Below are 20,594 nucleotides of genomic sequence, written 5' to 3' on the forward strand. Positions count from 1 at the left end.
TATAGGGAAAAGCATTCCAATGACTTGTAAGACTGATGGGTTTTTAAAAGTTCGCTGAAGCATTTTGACAAAGTTCTTCTGTTCCCTATATACTATCTTTAACTAGAGATATTGAGAATAAAGGTGATATAAATGAAATCCGAAGAACTAACGCAGTCGTTAAAGTTATTTATTGTGCTTTCTAGAGCATATAAATCATTACATGAATGTACGAATCATTTCTTTCAAGAGAATGGATTAAATCCAACTGAATTTGCCGTTTTAGAGTTATTGTTTCATAAAGGACGTCAACCTTTGCAAAAAATCGGTAATAAAATTTTACTTGCTAGTGGATCAATAACGTATGTTATTGATAAGCTTGAAAAAAGAGGGTTTATACACCGTGTTTCTTGTCCATCTGACCGTCGAGTGACGTTTGCTGAAATTTCACCTGAAGGGGAAGCTTTTATGGCTCAACTATTCCCCGAGCATGAAAAGCAATTACATGAAATGATGAGTGCTCTGAATTCAGACGAAAAGGAACAAGCAATCGTTTTGTTGAAAAAACTAGGTCTTTCTATCAAAGATTTATCGTATTAACATAAGTCTCTATATAAAAACAGGCGGAGAAAAATGATTCATTTTTCTCCGCCTGTTTTTATAGTTTTACTTAAGAATCTGATAGATGCCTTCACTTTTAATAGGTTGTTAGCTAATGCCACAATCATTATACGTTGCTTTTTTTACGTAAAAGAACACTTATTGGTATAGACATCAATAACACTTGTAGACCACTTTTTATAAAAAAATCATGATAGATTGACGTGGTTGCATAACTTAAGATTAAGCAGAAAAAAGAACAAATCAAGAAGCGTGTGTTCAAAGATTTCTACGGATATACGCTTTTCGAGCATGCCATTAAATAGGGGAATGCCCTTATATTTTAATTTGAAAAGCAAAAAGAATATTTTTACAATGTTCTTTTCGCTAATTTAACTTATGGTAATCTCCTGAACGACGATAAAACAGAACCCATCTGCCTTAACGTATTTACTCCATTTGATATTTTCCCTGCAGTATTCATCATTTGATTTATGTTCCCCCACATACTAGGTCTCTGTGAGTAATATTCTGCTTGGGGTGGTCCGAAATATTGATTTTGTGTAACACCTCGAGGTCCCTGAAAAGCTTGCTCAGGGTACGGTTGGACCTGTCTTGGATCCTGATATACAGCTTGGAATTGTCTTGGATCTTGATATGCACTTTGGAATTGTCTTGGATCCTGATATACAGCTTGGAACTGTCTTGGATCTTGATATGCACTTTGGAATTGTCTTGGATCCTGATATGCTCCTTGGAACTGTCTTTGTTCCCAATAATTTGGTCTAGAGTATGATTGGTATGGCCATGAATTCGGATTTTGAGGATAAAATGACATATTCTTCACCTCCTTTCTTTTATAGCTCTCAAGTCTGTCCTTTGATTGACTGATTTTTGCATAAAAAAATATATAAGCGCCTTCTTCGTGTCGAAATTTATAGGCAACTTCCTTTATATCATATGAGATAATCAAGTTCTTGACTGGACAAACTAATAGGTAAAAGAAGGAAATCCGTTACTTCATTCTAGAGATGCGTTAGACAAGTACATAGAGTAATTAAATCCTCATCAAAGTCATTCAGAAAAATTTAAAGAAGCAATTTCATCAAATAAAACACAACATGTTCATTATCTGTTCTCTCCTTTTAGCCAATCATAGAAGTTTTCATAATGCCTTATCGATTCCATTTTTTTACACGATGTCGAAGATTTTACCTAAACTGATTCAAATAATGGGGTAAAATTGGTAGGTTTTTAATATGGACTTATATTTGGTCCCAGGGGCTGTTAGACCTTATTTCACTTCTATTATAAAAAAATAGTAGTACAAACCAAGGGAATTGGTTTGTACTACTAATGGTAAGTTGTTTTTTTATTTTTTTGCGGCAACTGTTTCGCCCATTTTTAAGAATGCATCTGTTAAATTAACGCTTTGTTGATCAAAAATAGAAAGACGAACAATAAGGTTACCTTGCTCAAAAACATAACCTGATACAGTACCTAATTCAAAAGTTGTTTCAAATCCAATTGGATTTACAACACCTTCACCTTGAGGCAATTTGTCTTTAGCAATCTCAACGGGTTCTTTACCAACACTAACAGCTGCAATCGTTTCGACCATATTATCAGCGATGATTTGATAGGATGCATCATCTTTAGAAATCGTTTCAACTCGCATAAAAACAGCTGGATTTTCATCCAAGTACAGTGAATCTTTATTAGGTTCTTCACCTGTTAAAGTATAGCCATCTAATTTATATAGTGAATAATTTTGCTCATCACTATCCGTTAATTTAGCAGTATCTTCTTTTACTTCTTCATTTACTGAATAAGTGAGTGTCTTTTCAGGACCTCTTTCTTCGGAAGCGGGTTGTTGTTCCTCAGCAACTTCTTCAGTCTCTTCAGTTTCTTCAACGGACTCTTCAGTGTCTTCAACACCCTCTTCAGCCGTTTCCTCACCATTCGTTTTATCAGTTTCTACTTGAGTAGTAGATTCATCCTCGTTACCATTTGATTCATTAGATGAGTTACATGCGCTAAGCATGGAAATTGCTAGTGTTAGTGATGCAAATAAAATCCAGGTTTTTTTCATATTAATATTCCTCCTTTGAGTAGTAGACGTGATGTCGTGTTGTTATGTTTCAAGAGTTTAGAGGTAGTACTAGAAATAAGAGAATTGTCATAGTGATATGAGCAATTATGATGAGTGGCATGCTCTTTTTCCACTCATACAAAAGACCCCATAGTATTCCTGAAGTAATTGCTGCAAGAACACCTAACCAAAAACCACTAAATGCCATGGACAATCCGAAAAGTAATGAAGCTACCAGTACTGCAAAGAATGGGCTCATATAAGCTTTTAATTTTTGTTGGATAAAACCACGCCAAAACAGTTCTTCACCTGGTGCAATAATCAACATTAATAATAAATAGTGCCACACTGTGGTTGGTCCGTAAACACTTAAAAATCCTTCTACAGAAACTGCTGCTTGATCAGTAAATATTGAAGCAAATCGATAAGCAGTTGCTATCAATCCATATGTGAGTGTACCATATCCTACACCGAAAACTAAATACTCCCAAGTTTGCACATCATCTTCCATCTTTACTAGAACGAATGATAAGGCCATAAATAATAGCATGGTAAATGTATACATATACCAAAAAATAGATTCGTTTAAAAATGTGAGTAAAAGTAATACATAGACTACACCTAGCCAGACGGTCCATCGTAAGTGAGGAGCTAAAATATTCAACTGTGAAACCTCCTATAAACCGTATTAATCAGAATCATTTTTAGTCTTCATTAGTAATGGGTGAAGACTCTTCTTCTTTAAGGTATACTATTTTATACCGTTTGTGATTAACAACTGTTTTTTCATCAACCTCGAGTTCCTCAAAGTTATCCATAATAGAGATGTTTACGATAACCGAGTTTTCATTCACTTTTTCTACAATTCCTTGCAAGCCATCTTTAAACTCAATTATCGATCCAACTGTTGCGATTTCCACAAACATTCAGCTCCTTCATGCGGTCATACTCAATAGTTTGCATTAAATTTTTTCAGACGTAAAGTATTTTCTGAAAACATCATTAAATCATATTCATTATTATCAATAAAGGGGACTTAAGATGACTACTTATGAACAACAACTAGAAGATTTAAAAGAAGGAATCGTAACTTCCATAACCATTGAAAAAGAAAAATTTCTAGAATTCCGTGAAGTTCTAATTCTAAGAGAAGACTTTAAGCATTTTCGTGGTATTGCAAAACAGGGTGGCATTGTTATTTATACGTATGAAAAAAGTGCAAGAAGTTGAAAAAAATGTCGTTTTAACGGAACAAAAGTATACTTGTTCTAAAAGTTTCGTGTATAATATTGGATAATAAGGTTTGTTAAAGGAGGTATAACGTGACAGAATCAATTCTTGAGGAACTAGAAATTACAAGAGAAAAAATGATTCAATCTGCACTTGAGAAAGGTTTTGGAAACGTTAATACCATCCAACTTAGTGAAAAGGTAGATCAACTATTAAATGCCTATCATAGGAAAAACTATCCGAAAAATCCGACTTATCATATGTAACTTATCAAAAACTAAGCGCATGCTCGCTTAGTTTTTTTAGATATAAGAAAGTATAAGTTTCTTCAAGCTACACCTTTTAACTTAGAGTGGCTATGTCTAGCTCCAAGCACAAGCTCGCGGGCCCCTTTGTGGGGTCAGAAAGGCGATTCGCCTTTCTTCATTCCAGCGCCGGTGTCGAGCTAGAATGCGCTTTCCGCTTTTCTTATTTGTAAAAAATATCTGATTTGTATTTATATTCTTAATAATCCAATTCAATCTGATATACTTACACAATTGGAACAGGGGGTTTTACTTTGTCAAAATTAAATCAATTAAGAAAAACATTAAATGATGCAATCGTAGGCCGAGAAAAAGAAATCGATTTTATGTTAATTGCATTAATTCAAGGGGGTCACGTGTTACTAGAAAGTGTGCCTGGTTCTGGTAAGACGATGATGGCCAAATCATTTGCCCATGCATTTAAAGGAAAGTTTAAACGTTTACAGTTTACGCCAGATGTTTTACCTTCAGATGTCACCGGCATTAGCTATTTTGATCCGAAGACACAAGAGTTTATCATGCGACCAGGTCCTGTAGTGACAAATATATTACTTGCAGATGAAATTAATCGTGCTACTCCGCGAACACAATCAAGTCTTCTTGAATCCATGGAAGAAAAGCAAGTGACAATAGATGGAGAGACCATTAAATTGCCAGAGCCATTTATGGTAATAGCAACTCAAAATCCAGTAGAGTCACAACAAGGAACTTTTTCATTGCCAGCAGCTCAGCTAGATCGTTTTTTGTTTCGTATTGAAATCAATTATCCAACCTTCGAAGAAGAGAGAAAGATTTTAAGAGAGTTTAGTCAATCACCAGGAGAAGTAAAAACCTTATCCATCATTGAAATTGAAGACGTTCAACAATGGCGAAGTGAGGTTAGGAAGATTACCGTTCATGACGACATAGAGACATATATTTTACAAATCATTCACGCGACTCGACAGCATCCACAAGTGGAACTCGGGTTAAGTTCCCGTGCTTCACTTGCACTTCTTCACGCTGCTCAAGGACATGCTTTCATTAAGGGACGTTCTTACGTTATCCCGGATGATGTCAAATTGATGGTAGAGCCACTTTCTACACATCGTCTAATGTTGTCGGCTGAAGGCATGTTAATACGTGAGCCAGCAGACATTCTTCGAGAAATCATTGAATCCGTTCAAGCACCTGTTGAGGCAATGGTAAGATGATTTGGCAACGAGAATATTATGGAGCAACCAAATCGAATTGGGTCCTTACTATTATTTTTCTAAGTTTTACGATGTCAATTATTCTCGTGCAATACGTTGCGGCAGGAGTTTTTTGTTTTTTAGGTGTCATAGCGTTATTGCAAATCTATTATTTTAAACAGGTTGGACAGACATTGACGTTGCTTAACAACAAAAAGAGGAGTCGCTTGTTTAAAGGTGGTCAATCAAACTGGGAATTAACTTTTGAAAACAAGGGACTCCCTATTTGGAATGGACAACTGAGAATATATTTTCAAGACGCGGTAAAACCACTTGTTAATTTGCAAGTAGGTCATTCTCAGCTCATCGAAATTGTGGTTCCTTTAACGATTGGAAGAAATGAAGTGGTGACAGTTAAAATACCAATCGAAGGTCAAAAAAGAGGACTATCTAGACTCAAACAATTGGAGTTAACTGTCCCTCACTTATTCGGGGAAGGGTCGGTCTTACTTGTTCATAAACCTCTATTATTAATGGAGCAAATGGTCTATCCTCGTATGTATCCGTTAAAGAATATGAGAAAAGCTTCCCCGTTAAAACCCGGCGATAGCGAGTACAAACATTCCTTATTCCAAGACTTATTTTCACCTGTTGGTACGAGAGATTATCAACCAGCAGATCAGTTTCATCATATTCACTGGAAAGCCAGTGCAAGAATGCAAAAGCTCCAAACGAAAGTTTTTACACAAGTGGCAAATGAATCCGCCTTACTCGTACTTAACGTGGTTAACCGTTATTCCATTATTTCGGATTTAGAAGAACGAATCGAGGAAATTGCTTCTTTCGTTGATTATTACTACCGAGAAGGAATACCATTTGCACTCGCCGTGAATGTCAGGTCTTTTGGGGTAACGCCTTACTTGTACTTGCCTATAGGTGATGGGCAAAAGCAACGTCAAAAAGCGATGGAGTTGCTGTCAATTCTATCGAAAAATGATAATACAATGCCATTTACTCGGATGTTGTCACATATGGATATGCATGAGAACTTGCCTGTATCAGTTGTTATTTTCACACATGATGCAAAAGAGATGGCATCCTATGTAGCGAAGTGGTCGAAAGATATTCATGTAAAGGTAAGAGTAAATCAAAGTCTTGGAGGTGAAATCGGTTGGAAAGAACAGCCCCTTCAAGGTCGTTAGTGCAATTTGAATCATTTGGGAAGTTTTTGCAAGATGCATGGTTAGCTTCATTTGTTTTGATATTCCTGCCGAGTGAAACATTACTATCGACACCTTATTTATGGATTGCAGTGTTATTTGGTATTGCCTTAGCAGTTAATCTTTTGTTTATAAAAACCGGATATCAAATAGCCATCACGCTTGTTGTTTCTGTTATTGTCGGATTAACTGTATTTTTATTTGACGCTCCATTTTGGCTCTTTGTGGTCATTATTGCTTTTTCAATTTGGCGAGTTCAGGAGCGGTATGCAAAACTACAAGAAGACGCTACGCATGATGGTTCTTTTTTTACATTACTCGTAGTGATGTTTGCTTTATCTTATTTTTTACTAACGGTTTTAAATAAGACACAAGCAATTCAAGATGTAATCATCCTAGTTCTTGTAGGCTCTGTCTTGTTCATACTAGATCGAATAATTGTCCAATGGTTACGATCAAAAAATGCAAATCATGTACCATTTTCGAAAGTGCTTTTCATTTACTTCAGTATTATCACTTTTGCAGCAGTTACCTTTGCTTTAATGGTTGGAATAGGTAGCAAGGCTCGAGAATGGTTTGTCATACTATTCGGGAACATTATTGAATTTGTCTTGTATCCGGTTGGTCTGTTGTTTGTATGGTTGCAAAACATCTTTAAGCGATCCATTAATCCACCAGAAATTCTTGAAACTGCTCGAAAAGGTAAAGTAGATGTAAAACCGGAACAAACACAACAAGTTGAATGGTTAAATGCACCTGGAGACTTCCCTTGGACTACCATAGTTGTTGCAGTTAGTATTCTTGGGATTGCTCTACTCGTTTGGCGTTTATCAAAAAACAAAATAGAAACAAATGTAGTGTTGAATGACCAAGCACAGTATGACAGGGAAAGAAGTGAACTTGTTATTGTTGAAAAGCAGTCATCAACAACATGGCTCTATTCGATCGATACGAACTTGGTACGAGATAAATACAGAGATTTTGAAAGGCAAGCTGGACAATTTGGTTTTAGTAGACAACCAAATGAGACAGTTCGAGAATGGTTTAAACGACAAGAGTGGCAGGTTTCTGAACGCTTCTATGAGGTCTATGATATGGTTCGTTATAGTGGGCAACAAATGGATGCTGAAGATGGAGAATGGTTTATGATTGAATTGCAAAAACTTTTATTAAAATATTTTGATAAAGAGGTTTAGAGAAAAAGAAATGTGGGCATATTATAATTGAACACAGCAACATTCTCATTTCCCCCTTTTTATAGGACACATTTCCCGAGAGGAATGTGTCCTACTTTTTTTGTGTACATATGTTTTTCCATCTATTAAAATTATGAAATTTGCCAGAGGAAATCAAAAATAATATTCCTGTTTTCGGAATGTTCAGATGCTTAAATCTGGGAACTTTGTTAAACTAATAGACATTAGAAATGATTCATAACTTGGAGGTTATATAATGAGTGATATAGTAAATGTAGGTTTTGTTGGCACAGGAGTAATGGGGAAAAGTATCGTTAAGCATTTACTTTCTGCAGGCCATGATGTATCAATTTATACACGTACTAAAGAAAAGGCACAGGACTTACTAGATTTAGGCGCAACTTGGGCGGAATCCCCGGGTGAAGTTGCTTCACAAGTGGAAGTCATTTTCACGATGGTTGGTTATCCATCAGACGTAGAAGAAATTTATTATGGTGATACAGGTATTTTTGAGAACGGCAAGTCAGATTTGATTGTTATCGATTTGACTACATCTACACCAACCCTTGCTATAGAACTATACAAAAAAGCACAATCACTTGGCATGAGTTCACTTGATGCACCAGTTTCAGGTGGGGATGTTGGGGCTAAGTCAGGTGTATTATCGATTATGGTTGGTGGAGACAAAGAAGTTTTCGATAAAATCCAACCTTTGTTTTCCACGTTTGGTGAAAATGTAGTTTATCAAGGAAAAGCTGGAGCGGGTCAACACACAAAAATGGCCAATCAAATTGCCATCGCCTCTTCAATGATTGCAGCCTGTGAAGCAATTACCTATGCAAAAGAAGCGAAACTTGATCCGGAATTGGTTTTAAAGTCAATTACTACAGGAGCTGCAGGTTCATGGTCATTAACTAATCTAGCGCCTAGAATGTTAAACGCTGATTATGAAGCAGGTTTTTACATGAAACACTTCATAAAAGACATGGGCATTGCTTTGGATGAGTCTAAAAAAATGAATGTAACATTGCCTGGTTTAGAAATGGCTTATGCCATGTATCAGAACTTGGCAGAGCAAGGTTTTGCAAATGAGGGGACACAAAGTTTAATAAAAGCGTACAACAAATAGTATGAAAATAGTGAGGTGTTAGAGTGGACCATAAACAAACGACTCCTCGGAGTCCAATAGCTCTTTATCTATCATTACCGATTTTATCTTGGGCTTTTTATGATTTTGCGAATACGATATTTTCGTCCAATATAAACACTATTTTTTTCCCTTTTTATACCGATGAGGTAATTGGGACCAGTGTGGCAAGACAACAAGTAGCCAGCACTTTTGTTTCGTATGCGAATGCACTTGCAAGCTTTTTCTTGGTCATGTTTTCTCCTTTATTCGGTGTATGGATTGATCGTACAGGATACAAAAAGAGATTTATCGTGTGGTTTGCATCAATATCAATCATTGCCACTTTTATGATGGGGGTTTTTGGTGGAATTAAAACCGAATCTCTTTTGTGGGGAGTACCACTGTCCTATGCCTTGGTCGTCATAAGTTTTGTTATTGCAAAATTCTTCTTCAATTCGAGTCTTGTATTTTATGACTCTATGATGAGTGATTTAGGAACAAAGCAAGAGATGCCTTTAATATCCGGGTTCGGTGTTGCAGTGGGGTATATCGGAACGATTATTGGATTGCTTGTTTATTTACTAGTTAGTGAAGGTGAATTTCACAAAGCATTCATTCCCACAGCTATTTTATATTTCTTGTTCTCATTGCCATTATTCTTTATAAATAAAGATACGCCAATACCTAAAAATCAACGTGTCAAAGGGTCCTTCTTTGATGGCTACAAAGAGATTATTAAAACTTTTAAAGATATGAAGTCTCATAAGTCCGTTTTCACTTTTATGATTGCGTATTTCTTTATTAATGACGCGATTGCTACAACAATTGCCATGATGGCGATTTATGCTACCGTCATAGTCGGTTTTTCATCGGGGCAATTCATTATTTTATATCTAGTCTCTACGATTTCCACCGTCATCGGTTCGTTTGTGTTTGGTTATATTACAAAACGAATCGGAGCAAAAAATGCTGTAACGATTGTCGCAGTTCTAATGATTGTCTCGCTATTTGTTGCGGTTTTTGCTTACGATCAATGGATGTTTTGGATCGCGGGTAGTATGTTCGGCGTTTCTCTTGGGTCCATGTGGGTAACTTCTCGAACACTCATCATTGAATTAACTCCAGAAGACAAACGAGGTCAATTCTTTGGACTCTTTGCTTTCTCAGGTAAAGTATCATCAATCATTGGTCCAGTACTATACGGGACGATTACGTATCAACTACAAGATTATGGTCCACTTGCAAGTCGTATTGCCTTATCAACACTTATTGTGATGACCGTTATCGGATTAATCATTCATTTACGCTTAAAGCATGATTCAACGGATCATAAGTAGGGATAACTTAGATAAGAGCTCGACAAAGTTGCTGGAAGGATGAAAGGCTAATCGCCTTTCTGAATCCATAAAGGAACCAGCGAGCTAGCGCTTGAGCTAGACACAGCTATTATAAGTTCATAGGTGTAGCTTGAAAAACTTATACCTTTATTAAAACGTTAAAAAAGAAATGCCGGAACCACTTTGTTGGGTTCCGGCATTTTGTAAAATTAAATTAATCTAAGTAAGTACTTCCAAAAGTATAAGAACGATTTTTTACAGGTTGTTTTTTAGACATTGAGGTGGGAGCATGTGTGGGTTTCTTCTTAATAATCGTCTGGGATAAGCCTGTATACTCACTGAGAAGTTGTTTGGCCATATTCAAACTCATTCTTCTTTGTGGATTACGGTAGTTTTCATCTAAATGTCCCAAATGTGTAAGACTTTGAAAATCTTCTTTTTTGGGTAAAAGATGAAAGTAGTAATCAGCACATTGAACTAACACAGAAGATTGCTGTTGACTAAATCGAGGGTTTTTCACAAAGTGTAGTCCCAATTTTTTAGCACGTCCGGTTTCAATCATCTTTTCAATGGTTAATCTTTTTAATTCATAAAGAAATTTGTTATCAGTTGCTGTTTTTGCATGACGATTTACTGAATAAATAGCAGAAGCTAATTGTTCATCAGTCCTATTTTGTTTCATGTAATCCCACCCTTCGTGTCGTCGAAAACGAGAAATAATGCAAGAATAAAGAAAAATTCAGAGCATTCAATTAAATATTATCATACCAATTTATTACCAATATGTATAGAAGAAATCAAAAAAATATGGAAAAGGTGATAAATAATGATAAAACATAAAACAGCCATTTTGGATATTGGCTCTAACACCATTCGATTAGTCATTTATTCCTACGATGAAAAACGAGGTCTACGAGAATTTGAAAATATAAAAACAGTGGCACGTTTACGTACATTTATTCAATCTAACGGTGAAATGTCCGAAGAAGGTATTGAATTACTTCAAAAGATTTTACAATCATTTAGACAAATGTTAAAAGACTATGATGTGCAAGAAGTCCTTGCAACTGCGACAGCTGCCATTCGTCAAGCTTCCAACCAAGAAGAAATTATTCACCGCATGAAAAAAGAAACTGGGTTAGAGATCGATGTGTTATCAGAAGAAGAAGAGGCGTATTTTGGTTTTGTAGCGGTGGCACATTCTGTACCAACTGAGTCAGCTGTAACGATTGATATTGGTGGAGGAAGTACTGAAATAACTTATTTCAAAAATAAAAAGTTACAGTATACGCATAGCTTTCCTTTTGGCGTTGTTTCTCTTCAGCAACAATACATGAAGGGAGATCGCATGACATCTGTTGAAAAAGAACAATTGGCATTGTTTACAGAAGCTCAATTTCGTTCTCTTCCTTGGCTAAATGGTTTGAAATTACCTGTCATCGGCATAGGTGGGAGCGCCCGTAATATTGCTCAAATTGATCAGCAAAGAAAAGAATACCCTATATCAAGCGTCCATCAATATAAAATGAACGTGCATGATGTGTATACATTAAGTGATACATTGACCGATCTGTCTATTCAGGAACTGAAGAAAATTGAAGGTTTATCAAGTGATCGAGCAGACATTATTTTACCTGCACTCGAAGTTTTCCGAGCATTGATGAAAGTGGTTAAAGCAGATGAATTTATGTTCAGTGGAAAAGGATTAAGAGAAGGCATCATGCTAAACCGTATTTTGCAAAGGCACCCAGAAGCATTTAATAAACATGAAGTATTTAAAAATAGTAGTGAAACATTAGCAGCGGAATATGAAATTAATCTTCAAGAAGCAGAACATCTACAATTTTTAGCACGTAAAATCTATCTGGAATTTGTTAAGAATCAAATTATCGAAAAGTCGCCTGCTAACTTGCTATTACTTGAACGAGCAGCCTCTCTTTTCTATCTAGGTGAGTACATTGATGCGGATTCTGCTAGTCAACATACATTCTATATCTTATCAAATCGTTCCATTGATGGCTTGGAGCATTTGGATCGCTTGAAGCTTGCACTAGTGGCTTCTTATAAAAGTAAAGATACGTTTAAAGGGTACGCGGCTCCATTTGAACAATGGATTGAAAAAGAAGAACTAAAACAATTGAGAGATTTGGGAGCGATATTGAAATTTGCTTATGGTCTTAATGGTTCGAAACGCTCTATAGTGAATGATTTATTAATAGAATCTTCTAAAGAGGGTGTTCGAATGAAGATTTTCGTAAGTGGAAATGCTATGGCTGAGGAGTATCAAGCAGGTAAGCAAAAGAAACATTTAGAGCGGTTATGTAAATGTGAGGTCAATTTGCAATTTTTAGTAAAGGATGGAGATTCGAATGACTGAGCAACACATGGTATTTGAAAAAGACAACCCTAAGTATTACAACAATCGCGAATTAAGTTGGTTAGCTTTTAATGAACGTGTTCTACAGGAAGCTGAAGATGATCGGAATCCATTAGCTGAAAGATTGAAGTTTTTAGCTATTTTCAGTTCCAATTTGGATGAATTTTTTATGGTGCGCGTAGCGGGCCTTCAAGACCAAGTACGAGTAGGATTTCAAAAACCTGAAAATAAAGCAGGGCTTACTCCCAAACAACAGCTTGAAAAAATCTCTCAAAAAACGCATGACCTGGTTAAAAGACACTCCCGTGTTTATCAACAACTTGTTTATGAACAATTAAAAAACGAAGATGTACAAGTACTAAAAATGGCTGAGCTTTCTAAACCCCAAAAAATCTTTACACAACATTTCTTTGAAGAACATGTTTTTCCTGTGTTAACACCTGTAGCTGTGGATGCCTATCGACCTTTTCCAACACTTTTAAGTAAAACTATGAATATTATTGTCATTTTGGAACAACAAAGTGAAGAAGAAATTAATGAAAAAATTGCAATCGTTCAAGTTCCTTCCGTTTTGACTAGAATGATAAAAGTCCCTTCTAAAAAAGGAGATTCGTTTATTTACTTGGAAGACTTAATAATTGATCAAATAAACACATTGTTTTATGGCTATAAGGTAAAATCTGTGAATGCTTTCCGAATGACCCGCAACGCTGATTTGACCATTCATGAAGAGGGTGCACGTGACTTGTTAGTAGAAATTGAAAAAGAGTTAAAAAAACGTAAGTGGGGTGCAGCAAGTCGTTTAGAAGTTCGCGCAAATGAAATTAATCAAGAAGTATTGAATTATTTACTAAACGAACTTGAGATACATAAAGACGATGTCTTTAAGCTTGAAAGTCCGATAGATTTGACATTTTTGTTTGCTTTCATTAAAGAAATCCGAGTTGGTCGAGAACAGTTAGAGTTTGAAAACTTCATTCCACAGCCACCAGTTGATTTGACATCAGATGAGAAAATATTTGAAAAAGCATTGCAGCAAGACTTATTTTTTCATCATCCGTATGAATCTTTTGCACCGATTATTGAATTTGTTTCTGAAGCAGCCGAAGACCCAAGTGTACTAGCAATTAAGCAGACTTTATATCGAGTAAGTGGAAACTCTCCCATGATTCATGCGCTGAAAAAAGCGGCAGAGAATGGTAAGCAAGTAACGGTTTTAGTTGAATTGAAAGCAAGATTTGATGAAGAGAATAATGTTCACTGGGCTAAAGAATTGGAACAAGCAGGATGCCTAGTTATTTATGGAATGCATAATTTAAAAACGCATTCAAAAATCACATTAGTCGTAAGAAGCCGAAACGGTCGTATTGAACGATTTGTTCATTTAGGTACAGGAAATTACAATGATCAAACAGCAAAAGTTTATACGGATATGGGGATCATTACTACGAAGAAAAACTTTGGCATCGATGCAACCAATTTCTTTAATTATTTAAGTGGTTATACAGAAAAACCTGTTTTTCATCATCTAGTTGTGGCTCCTTATGATATTAGAGATGAATTCATGAAATTGATTGATCAAGAAATTGCTTTCCATAAGAAACACGGCAATGGATATATTCGTGCCAAAATGAATTCACTTACAGATAAAGAACTCATTATTAAAATGTACGAAGCTTCAATTGCTGGAGTGAAAATAGACTTAATTATTCGAGGGATTTGTTGTTTACGTCCTCAAATTAAAGGGATTAGTGAACATATTCGTGTGATTAGTATAGTCGGACGTTTTCTAGAACATTCGAGAATTTATTGGTTTCATCAAAATGGCGAAAATCAAGTTTTCCTTTCTTCAGCAGATATGATGACAAGAAATATGATCAAGCGAGTGGAGATTCTATTTCCGCTGATTGATACATTTATTAAAGAACGGGTTATGAATGTTATATTGCTTCAAATGCAAGATACTGCGAAGTCACGAGAGCAAGATGAACATGGTGAATATCATTACCATTTCCCAAAAAAGAATGAGGACACCTTAAACAGCCAGGAAGAATTATTAAAATTGGTATATCGTATTTCGACCGATGAAGAATAAAGCTTTATTTGCAATTTTTATATACTTTTGTGGAATAGTAATGGCATAATAGATTTATGAATGAATATTCAGAAATATTATGAGGGGGTTTTAAAATGTTACTAAAAGACCAAACAATTATTATCACTGGCGGATCAAGTGGAATGGGATTTTATATGGCAAAGCGCTTTGTGGAAGAAGGGGCAAATGTAGTAATAACTGGACGTGATTTAGAGCGTTTGGAGACTGCTCAAAAAGCCATTTCCCATGATTTTAGTCATGTTGGTATTTTTCAAATGGATGTTCGTGAACCAGAACATGTAAAAGCGATGATCAATTACACTCACGAGATGTTTGGACGAATTGACGGACTTGTAAACAATGCGGCTGGTAACTTCATTGTTCATGCAGAAAAACTCTCACCAAATGGATGGAAATCAGTGATTGATATCGTTTTAAACGGTACTTTTTATTGCTCTCAAGCTGTAGGGAATTATTGGATTGAAAAAGAACAAAAAGGTTCAATTTTAAATATGTTAGCTACGTATGCATGGAATGCTGGGGCAGGTGTAGTTCACTCGGCTGCTGCAAAAGCTGGTGTTATGTCTTTAACACGCACCTTAGCAGTTGAATGGGGAACTCAATATGGCATACGAGTAAACGGAATCGCTCCAGGACCAATTGAACGTACGGGTGGAGCTGATAAGTTGTGGGAATCTGAAGAAGCCGCTGCACGGACATTAAAATCTGTGCCACTAGGGAGACTTGGCAAACCTGAAGAAATTGCCGACCTTGCTGCGTTTATGCTTTCTGACAAAGCAGCTTATATGAATGGTGAAATTGTTACGTTAGATGGTGGACAATGGTTAAATAAATTTCCATTTTAAGCTTAAAATTTAGAACTTAACCCATACTAACTCTACTCCATTGAAAGGATAGGATTAAAATGGGTTTATGGGCTTGGCCATTATTAGGCGTGATAGTTATTATTTGTGCAATTGGGTATTATGCGACGAGAAGAATTATGGTATTTGAAAGAAAAAGAGAACAAACAAACGATGCACCAATTCCAGCAGCAATTAAAGATCATCCTATGACACTTAATCCGATCTTCTTGGTCTATGTAGCTGCATTAGTGTTTGTCATCGTCCTAATCGGATATTTTTATGCGACTTCTTCACCTTATTAGGTGAGGAAGTTTTTTTGAAAGAAAAGAAAGAATAAAATGGTATTTTTTAGTAAACCAAATGATTATTCTTTTGAGCATCCAGGTTGTAAGTAAGAAACGACGAACACACACCGAAGGATGATCAGAAAAATGAAGGGGTTGGCGACGCGACGAATTCACAAAGCCCTCATTTTTGTTATTGAGACCATGATGCCGCAGATATGCGTCCGAACCGACTTGGAAACCTTATCACGAAAGATAAAAATCCTGTAAGAACATTATTAGTCAAGTTTCCGGGGAATTTTAGAAAAGCGCCATGCTGCCCCCTAACCCACATGCTTTTGCAGGTGATCTTGCGGCTAGGGTACTTTCGTCTCTCCTCTTCAACCTTGAGACAAATTATTTGTTGATTTTGGTTTACTAAACAATCGTCATTATCTTCAACGAAACGCAGTAGTAGCCGAAAATACTATTTCGGCTACTACTGCGTTTCTTTATTTTATACTGTTCTTTCATTAACAATCCCGCAAGAGTGTTGAGCAGACAAAAAGGGGCAATTTTATCAGCGTATACCGCCTCTTTTACGTAAGTGTAATGAACACTTTTGGAAAAACTAATCTTGAAAATATAATAAGCAAAAAGAGGGCGAAATACCATGCTCGGTTGAATATCTAAATAAAGGAAACTCTAATTCTCTAGTAAACCAAACGTTCTGAACTGTGTTCGTCCAGGTTGCTTGGGAGCGAAGGACGAAGAACCACTGCTGGATGATTTGTTAAACGGGTGTCACTTTCGATTTTGAAATATTTACACTTAAACTGGAAATCAATCGCTCAAACACGTCTCAAAGCCTAGTCGATTTAAAGAGAAATATTCGGTTAGAAGACACAAGCCCAACTTCATTAATTTCTAGTTCATTGTGCATTAGAGGAAACGCTGGAAGCGGAATGAAAACCAATTCTCATTAGAGTAATAGATATCTGTGACAATGATTTTTTCTTTTTGATAAAGGTTTACGTCAGTGTTTTTAGCCGGAATATGATATGATAAATGAGTAGTATGCTGTTCACTAGTGGAACAGAAAAAGGAGTAGAAGTGTATGATTTCGGTTACAAGCAGAGATTTTTTGGATATGCAAATCGAAGAATTCATCATCTCGTCAGAAAAAGTAGCACATGTGCAAATGGGAAACAGTGCAGAACATGCTTTACTAGTATTAACCAAAACAGGTTATTCATCCATCCCAGTATTAGACTCTAAATACCGCTTAAAAGGTTTAGTTAGTACTCAAAGGATAACAGATGCCATTTTAGGGTTAGACCACATTGAATATGAACGGTTGCCAGATTTAAAAGTTGATCTTTTAATGCAATCACCCGTACCATCTATTCATATTAATGAAAAGTTTAAAAAAGGGCTCGACCTATTAATCAATCATCCTTTTTTATGTGTAGTAGATGATGAAGAAACATTTGTAGGCATTTTAACGAGACGAGTCGTCTTAAAACAACTTAAAAAACATATCTATCAAAATAATCAGTAGTATGCAAAAATGAAAGAAGATTTCCATTGGAGATCTTCTTTTTTCATTTTTCTCTGTAATAGTATATTGTTCCCTATCGTCATTTGCGCTGGCCGCATGTTCATCAGGAGCCAATAAACATGAAAACCCACATACTTGTGTGGGTCTCATTCTTTGCACTCAGGAATTGGCATGAAGGTGTTGCAACGCACTTTGCATGTTGCGACGAGTAACCGCAGGAGCATAGCATTGGCAAACAAAGACCGTCATTTAATGAAAACATCTTATCACTATACATACATATCTCAGTTTTGAAAGGAGTGAAATGAGTGACAACCAATGAATTTCAAATCATCAAAGTTTTAGCAGAAGAGCGGAATATGAGAAAAGCAGCGGAACGACTTTTCTTGTCACAACCTGCATTATCTCAACGACTTCAATCGATTGAAAAAGAGTGGGGAGCGCAACTATTCCTGCGTTCGCAAAAGGGTTTGACTGCAACGCCAGCTGGTGAAATTGTCATTCAATTTGCTAATGATACGCTATCAAAACGAGAAGAAATTTTCGAAATCCTTCAATCGTTGACTTCAAAAGTTCATGGGACATTAAAAATTGCATGTGCTTCGATCGTTGGACAAAATTGGTTGCCAATGGTGTTAAAAGATTTTGTTACTAAGTATCCAGAAGCAAAAATTTCACTTATTACAGGTTGGAGTTCAGAAATTGTTAAAGCTTTATATGATGGGGAAGCTCATATTGGGATTGTCCGTGGCCACACAGAATGGAAGGGTACAAAAATCCATTTATTCCGTGATACGCTTTACTTAGTAGACCAGGAATTAAAAGAAGTTCAAGATGTTTTGTCAACTGACCGACCTTTTATTCAATTTAAAAGTGACTCCAACTACTATCAAGAAATCCAAGCATGGTGGCAACGTCATTTCTCCTCTAGTCCAAGACGCCAAATTACGGTGGATCAAATTGAAACATGCAAACAAATGGCCTTAAATGGAATAGGCTATGCCATTTTACCTTCTATAACATTAAGCGGATTAGAGAAAGTGAATAAAATTGCATTAACTAATCAAGCAGAGGAATTTGAATTGACGCGTGATACATGGTTAATAGGCTATGAGTCTGCCTTTAAACTAAGACAAGTGGAAGCTTTTGTCGAGGTTGTGAAAGAACATGCAGAAAAATTGCATGATTATACAGATTAAATACGTGTATTATGCTCTGATTTACTGTACAATTAGTCCATATTTTGCAAGATTGAAAGGGGTTCATCAACGATGAAACAAATGGATGCATATGAAATTATTTCTTATATTCAACACGCTAAAAAATCAACACCAGTAAAGGTTTATGTAAATGGTGAAAACTTAAAGGGACTTTCTTTTGGTGATCAAACGAAAATATTTGGAGAAGGAAATTCTCTAGTATTATTTGGAGAGTGGTCTGAGATTGAAACAGCTTTATCTCTTTATAAAGATCAAATTACGGACGTGGTAGTTGAAAATGACCGTCGCAATTCGGCAATTCCATTAGTAGATTTAAAAGGAATTAACTCTCGAATTGAGCCAGGTGCATTTATTCGTGACCAAGTAGAAATCGGAAACAATTGTATCATCATGATGGGTGCTGTAATTAATATTGGCGCTGTTATAGGTGATGGTTCAATGATTGATATGGGTGCGATTTTGGGTGGACGAGCGACAGTCGGTAAAAACTGTCATATCGGTGCAGGTGCAGTACTAGCAGGCGTAATTGAACCGCCATCAGCTATGCCTGTTATTGTTGAAGACGATGTTCTGATCGGTGCAAACGCAGTTGTTTTAGAAGGTGTGAAAATTGGTCAGGGTTCAGTTGTAGCAGCAGGTGCAATCGTCACTAAAGATGTTCCTCCTTATACGGTAGTTGCCGGAATGCCAGCAAAAGTTATTAAAGCAATCGATGATAAAACGAAATCAAAAACAGAAATCATGCATGAACTTCGTCAATTGTAGGATACGAGGATGAAAACTCTTCAACAAATTCGACGTGATTTACATCAAATTCCTGAAATCGGTTTTCAAGAAGTTAAAACACAAGCTTATTTATTAGAAGAAATAGAATCACTACATCAACAACGGTTAACAGTCGTGAAGTGGAAAACTGGAATTGTTGTGCATGTAAAAGGATTAAATCCTACTAAAACAATTGGTTGGAGAACAGATATTGACGGGCTCCCTATTGAAGAACAAACATCTCTAAGCTATGAATCAACTCATCAAGGGTATATGCACGCATGTGGACATGATATTCATATGACAGTGGCTTTAGGGTTGTTGCGACAAATTAATCAAACACCTATTAACGATTCAATGGTTTTCCTTTTTCAGCCTGCTGAAGAAGGGCCAGGCGGTGCACTTCCAATGCGACAATGGTTGAAAACACAACATCCTGAATTTCTACCTGATATCATCTTCGCATTTCATATTGCACCAGAATATCCAGTGGGTACTGTAGCAACTCGACCAGGGTTATTATTTGCGAATACGTCGGAGTTGTTTATCGATCTGCGTGGCGTAGAGGGACATGCAGCGTTTCCACATCGTACAAAAGATATGTCGGTGGCTGCTGCTAGTCTTTTATTACAACTTCAAACGATTGTCAGTCGCTCGATTAATCCTCTCGACTCAGCAGTCGTGACGATTGGTAAGATGACTTCTGGGACGGTTCAAAATATTATTTCAGGGCACGCAAGATTAGAAGGAACGATTCGTACGATGGATGCTCAAACCATGGATACAGTTAAAAATAGAATTGAAGCATTGTGTAAAGCTACCGAAATTGCATTTGAATGCCAAGTTGATATCGATTATGGTTCGGGATACTATCAAGTTTCTAATACGCCAGAGATGACAGTAGATTTTTTGAAATTCGCGGATCAACATCAAGCAACTATTTCAATAGAATGTGATGCAGCTATGACAGGAGAAGACTTTGGCTACTTCCTTCAAGAAATCCCTGGCTTGCTTTTTTGGGCTGGTGTTGATTCAATCTATGGACTTCACAATGCCAAACTCAATCCAGATGAAAAAGTAATCGATTATCTCGTACCTTTTGCAGAATCTTATATACGTTCGCTGTCAAATCATGATAACTTTTAGTTATCATGATTTTTTTGATTTTTGGCAACTTTAATGTAGAT

The 20,594-nt window shown here is 36.4% G+C and carries 21 protein-coding genes; 16 read left to right on the forward strand and 5 right to left on the reverse strand.

Features of this window, described 5'->3' with window-relative positions; translation table 11 throughout:
• Positions 1-132 precede the first annotated feature (132 nt).
• Positions 133-579, forward strand: coding sequence for a MarR family winged helix-turn-helix transcriptional regulator (locus ACFPYN_RS01605; protein WP_377732139.1), 447 nt, complete (start codon positions 133-135; stop codon positions 577-579).
• A 397-nt stretch (positions 580-976) separates the two neighbouring features.
• Here the strand turns inward: ACFPYN_RS01605 and ACFPYN_RS01610 are convergent, their stop codons facing one another.
• The 4 genes from ACFPYN_RS01610 to ACFPYN_RS01625 form a co-directional block, all read right to left on the reverse strand.
• The gene (locus ACFPYN_RS01610) at positions 977-1,417 is read right to left on the reverse strand and encodes a hypothetical protein (protein WP_377732141.1); all 441 of its coding nucleotides are present in this window, start codon (positions 1,415-1,417) and stop codon (positions 977-979) included.
• Positions 1,418-1,951: 534 nt separating this feature from the next.
• Positions 1,952-2,671 carry a hypothetical protein gene (locus ACFPYN_RS01615; protein WP_377732142.1) on the reverse strand — a complete coding sequence of 240 codons (720 nt, stop codon included), beginning with the start codon at positions 2,669-2,671 and terminating at the stop codon, positions 1,952-1,954.
• 49 nt (positions 2,672-2,720) lie between these two features.
• Complete coding sequence (locus tag ACFPYN_RS01620) at positions 2,721-3,335, reverse strand: CPBP family intramembrane glutamic endopeptidase (protein ID WP_377732143.1); 615 nt, start codon at positions 3,333-3,335, stop codon at positions 2,721-2,723.
• Between the two features lie 40 nt (positions 3,336-3,375).
• Complete coding sequence (locus ACFPYN_RS01625) at positions 3,376-3,591, reverse strand: YkvS family protein (RefSeq protein ID WP_377732144.1); 216 nt, start codon at positions 3,589-3,591, stop codon at positions 3,376-3,378.
• Positions 3,592-3,712: 121 nt separating this feature from the next.
• On the opposite strand from ACFPYN_RS01625, the gene ACFPYN_RS01630 reads away from it, so the two are divergent.
• The 7 genes from ACFPYN_RS01630 (at position 3,713) to ACFPYN_RS01660 (ending at position 10,260) form a co-directional block, all read left to right on the forward strand.
• The gene (locus tag ACFPYN_RS01630) at positions 3,713-3,901 is read left to right on the forward strand and encodes a hypothetical protein (RefSeq protein ID WP_377732145.1); all 189 of its coding nucleotides are present in this window, start codon (positions 3,713-3,715) and stop codon (positions 3,899-3,901) included.
• A gap of 92 nt (positions 3,902-3,993) precedes the next feature.
• Positions 3,994-4,167, forward strand: a complete 174-nt coding sequence (locus ACFPYN_RS01635; protein ID WP_377732146.1) for a Spo0E family sporulation regulatory protein-aspartic acid phosphatase — start codon at positions 3,994-3,996, stop codon at positions 4,165-4,167.
• 293 nt (positions 4,168-4,460) lie between these two features.
• Positions 4,461-5,399, forward strand: a complete 939-nt coding sequence (locus tag ACFPYN_RS01640; protein ID WP_377732147.1) for an AAA family ATPase — start codon at positions 4,461-4,463, stop codon at positions 5,397-5,399.
• Entirely contained in the window at positions 5,396-6,580 is a 1,185-nt protein-coding gene (locus tag ACFPYN_RS01645) for a DUF58 domain-containing protein (RefSeq protein WP_377732148.1), read from the forward strand. Before ACFPYN_RS01640 ends, ACFPYN_RS01645 begins: the two co-directional genes overlap by 4 nt.
• Positions 6,550-7,794 carry a DUF4129 domain-containing protein gene (locus ACFPYN_RS01650; protein ID WP_377732149.1) on the forward strand — a complete coding sequence of 415 codons (1,245 nt, stop codon included), beginning with the start codon at positions 6,550-6,552 and terminating at the stop codon, positions 7,792-7,794. Before ACFPYN_RS01645 ends, ACFPYN_RS01650 begins: the two co-directional genes overlap by 31 nt.
• 256 nt (positions 7,795-8,050) lie before the next feature.
• Positions 8,051-8,923, forward strand: coding sequence for an NAD(P)-dependent oxidoreductase (locus ACFPYN_RS01655; RefSeq protein WP_377732150.1), 873 nt, complete (start codon positions 8,051-8,053; stop codon positions 8,921-8,923).
• A gap of 23 nt (positions 8,924-8,946) precedes the next feature.
• Positions 8,947-10,260, forward strand: coding sequence for an MFS transporter (locus ACFPYN_RS01660; RefSeq protein ID WP_377732151.1), 1,314 nt, complete (start codon positions 8,947-8,949; stop codon positions 10,258-10,260).
• Between the two features lie 214 nt (positions 10,261-10,474).
• On the opposite strand, the gene ACFPYN_RS01665 is transcribed toward ACFPYN_RS01660, so the two are convergent.
• A complete protein-coding gene (locus ACFPYN_RS01665; protein ID WP_377732152.1) occupies positions 10,475-10,942 on the reverse strand; it encodes a YkyB family protein in 468 nt (155 codons plus the stop codon).
• A 144-nt stretch (positions 10,943-11,086) separates the two neighbouring features.
• Between ACFPYN_RS01665 and ppx the strand changes: the two genes are divergently transcribed.
• From ppx to ACFPYN_RS01705, 8 genes are all read left to right on the forward strand, one after another.
• Positions 11,087-12,637 (forward strand): exopolyphosphatase, encoded by a 1,551-nt coding sequence (gene ppx, locus ACFPYN_RS01670; RefSeq protein WP_377732153.1) that lies wholly within the window; start codon positions 11,087-11,089, stop codon positions 12,635-12,637.
• On the forward strand, positions 12,630-14,732 hold the full coding sequence (locus ACFPYN_RS01675; protein WP_377732154.1) for an RNA degradosome polyphosphate kinase: 2,103 nt from the start codon (positions 12,630-12,632) through the stop codon (positions 14,730-14,732). Before ppx ends, ACFPYN_RS01675 begins: the two co-directional genes overlap by 8 nt.
• A gap of 95 nt (positions 14,733-14,827) precedes the next feature.
• Positions 14,828-15,598 carry a 2,4-dienoyl-CoA reductase gene (fadH, locus tag ACFPYN_RS01680; protein WP_377732155.1) on the forward strand — a complete coding sequence of 257 codons (771 nt, stop codon included), beginning with the start codon at positions 14,828-14,830 and terminating at the stop codon, positions 15,596-15,598.
• 59 nt (positions 15,599-15,657) lie between these two features.
• Positions 15,658-15,900 (forward strand): hypothetical protein, encoded by a 243-nt coding sequence (locus ACFPYN_RS01685; RefSeq protein WP_377732156.1) that lies wholly within the window; start codon positions 15,658-15,660, stop codon positions 15,898-15,900.
• Between the two features lie 1,078 nt (positions 15,901-16,978).
• Positions 16,979-17,422, forward strand: a complete 444-nt coding sequence (gene cbpB / locus ACFPYN_RS01690; RefSeq protein WP_377732157.1) for a cyclic-di-AMP-binding protein CbpB — start codon at positions 16,979-16,981, stop codon at positions 17,420-17,422.
• 308 nt (positions 17,423-17,730) lie between these two features.
• Positions 17,731-18,621: a LysR family transcriptional regulator gene (locus ACFPYN_RS01695; RefSeq protein ID WP_377732159.1), complete on the forward strand. Its 891-nt coding sequence runs from the start codon at positions 17,731-17,733 to the stop codon at positions 18,619-18,621.
• 72 nt (positions 18,622-18,693) lie between these two features.
• Positions 18,694-19,407 carry a 2,3,4,5-tetrahydropyridine-2,6-dicarboxylate N-acetyltransferase gene (dapD, locus tag ACFPYN_RS01700; RefSeq protein ID WP_377732160.1) on the forward strand — a complete coding sequence of 238 codons (714 nt, stop codon included), beginning with the start codon at positions 18,694-18,696 and terminating at the stop codon, positions 19,405-19,407.
• 9 nt (positions 19,408-19,416) lie between these two features.
• Positions 19,417-20,553: an N-acetyldiaminopimelate deacetylase gene (locus ACFPYN_RS01705; protein ID WP_377732161.1), complete on the forward strand. Its 1,137-nt coding sequence runs from the start codon at positions 19,417-19,419 to the stop codon at positions 20,551-20,553.
• The last annotated feature ends 41 nt before the right edge of the window (positions 20,554-20,594 follow it).

Source organism: Paenisporosarcina macmurdoensis (assembly GCF_042658845.1).
Lineage (GTDB): Bacteria > Bacillota > Bacilli > Bacillales_A > Planococcaceae > Paenisporosarcina > Paenisporosarcina macmurdoensis.